This window comes from Actinacidiphila acidipaludis (genome assembly GCF_019890725.1).
GTDB classification, from domain to species: domain Bacteria; phylum Actinomycetota; class Actinomycetes; order Streptomycetales; family Streptomycetaceae; genus Actinacidiphila; species Actinacidiphila acidipaludis.
Window position 1 is genome coordinate 1 of sequence record NZ_JAINZZ010000125.1, and the last position, 2,002, is coordinate 2,002.

The following is a 2,002-nucleotide window of genomic DNA, read 5'->3' on the forward strand; positions in this document are numbered from 1 at the left end:
TCGGTGATGCGTTCGCGGAGGTGGATGAGGACGTCGGGGATGTTGATGGCGACGGGGCAGACGTCGTAGCAGGCGCCGCAGAGGGTGGAGGCGTAGGGGAGGGAGGTGTCGATGTCGGTGGTGGTGCCGCGTAGTTGGGGGGTGAGGATGGCGCCGATGGGGCCGGGGTAGGTGGAGCCGTAGGCGTGGCCGCCGGTGCGTTCGTAGACGGGGCAGACGTTGAGGCAGGCGGAGCAGCGGATGCAGCGGAGGGCTTGGCGTCCGGTGGGGTCGGTGAGGGTGTCGGTGCGGCCGTTGTCGAGCAGGACGAGGTGGAAGGTGTGGGGGCCGTCGTTGGTGGTGGTGCCGGTCCACAGGGTGGTGTAGGGGTTCATGCGTTCTGCGGTGGAGGAGCGGGGGAGGGTTTGGAGGAAGACTTCGAGGTCGCGCCAGGTGGGGATGATTTTTTCGATGCCGACGACGGAGATGAGGGTGTCGGGGAGGGTCAGGCACATGCGGCCGTTGCCTTCGGATTCCAGGACGACCATGGTGCCGGTTTCGGCGATCATGAAGTTGGCGCCGGAGATGGCGACTTTGGTGCGGAGGAATTTTTCGCGGAGGTGGAGGCGGGCGGCTTCGGCGAGGTCGGTGGGGTTGTCGGTGAGGTCGGTGGGGGCGGGTCGGCCCCAGTGGTGCATCTGGGTGGTGAAGATGTCGCGGATCTGGTCGCGGTTTTTGTGGATGGCGGGGACGAGGATGTGGGAGGGCTGGTCGTTGTCGAGTTGGACGATGAGTTCGGCGAGGTCGGTTTCGTAGGCGTGGATTCCGGCGGTTTCCAGGGCGTGGTTGAGGCCGATTTCCTGGGTGGTCATGGATTTGACCTTGACGACTTCGTTCTCGCCGGTGGCTTTGACCAGTTGGGTGACGATGTGGTTGGCGTCGTCGGCGTCCAGGGCCCAGTGGACGGTGCCGCCGGCTGCGGTGACGGCTGCTTCCAGTTGCAGGAGGTAGTGGTCGAGGTGGGCCAGGGTGTGGTCCTTGATCTGTTTGCCGGCTTCGCGCAGGTCGTTCCAGTCGGCGAGTTCGGCGACGGCGGTGGCGCGTTTGGCGCGGATGGTGTGGGTGGCGTGCCGCAGGTTCGCCCGTAGCTGGGTGTCGGCGACCGCGGCCTTGGCGGCCTGGGGGAAGGCGGGCATGCCCACGAAGGTTCCACCGCTCATCGGATCTCTCCTTGTGTCGCCGGGGCCGGTTCGTGCCGGGGGTGGGGCCAGGGGTAGGGGTGGTGCTCTGTGGCGGCGAGGATCTCGGCGATGTGGACGGGGTGCTGGGCCGATCCTTGGCGGGTCATCAGGCCGCTGATGTGCATCAGGCAGGAGTTGTCGGCGGCGCACAGTACGTCGGCGCCGGTGGTGGCGGCGTTGTGGACCTTGTCGCTGCCCATGGCGGTGGACACGTCGGGGTTCTTGACGGCGAAGGTGCCGCCGAAGCCGCAGCATTCCTCGGCGCCGGGCAACTCCCGCAGTTCCAGGCCGCGGACGGCCCGCAGCAGCCGGGTGGGGCGGTCACTCAGGCCGAGCATGCGCAGGCCGTGGCAGGTGGGGTGGTAGGTGACGGTGTGCGGGAAGTACGCCCCGACATCGGTCACTTCCAGGACGTCGACCAGGAACTCGGTGAGTTCGTAGGTCGGGGGCAGTGCGGCGACCGCGGTTTCGGGCAGGGCCTCAGGACGGCCTTCGGCGGCGGCCAGGCGGGCCATGCGCGGGTAGTGGTGGCGGACCATCGCCGCGCACGACCCGGACGGGGAGACGATCGCGTCGTACCCGGCGAACACCTCGGTGTAGCGGGCGGCCAGCGGCTCGGCCTGATGCCGGTAACCGGTGTTGTAGTGCGCCTGCCCGCAACACGACTGCGCGACGGGGAAATCGACCGCCACGCCCAGGCGTTCCAGCAGCCGCACCACCGCCTGCCCGGTCCGGGCATACACCAGATCATTCACACACGTCAGAAACAGAGCTACCCGCAT

General features: G+C 67.9%; 2 protein-coding genes. Both read right to left on the reverse strand.

Annotated features, from left to right (window positions below; all coding sequences use genetic code 11):
• Positions 1-1,199, reverse strand: a 1,199-nt coding sequence (locus K7862_RS36920) for a lactate utilization protein B (protein WP_222970157.1), incomplete at its 3' end; no start/stop codon positions are given.
• On the reverse strand, positions 1,196-2,002 hold an 807-nt coding region (locus K7862_RS36925; RefSeq protein WP_222970159.1), incomplete at its 5' end, for a (Fe-S)-binding protein. The genes K7862_RS36925 and K7862_RS36920, both read right to left, overlap by 4 nt.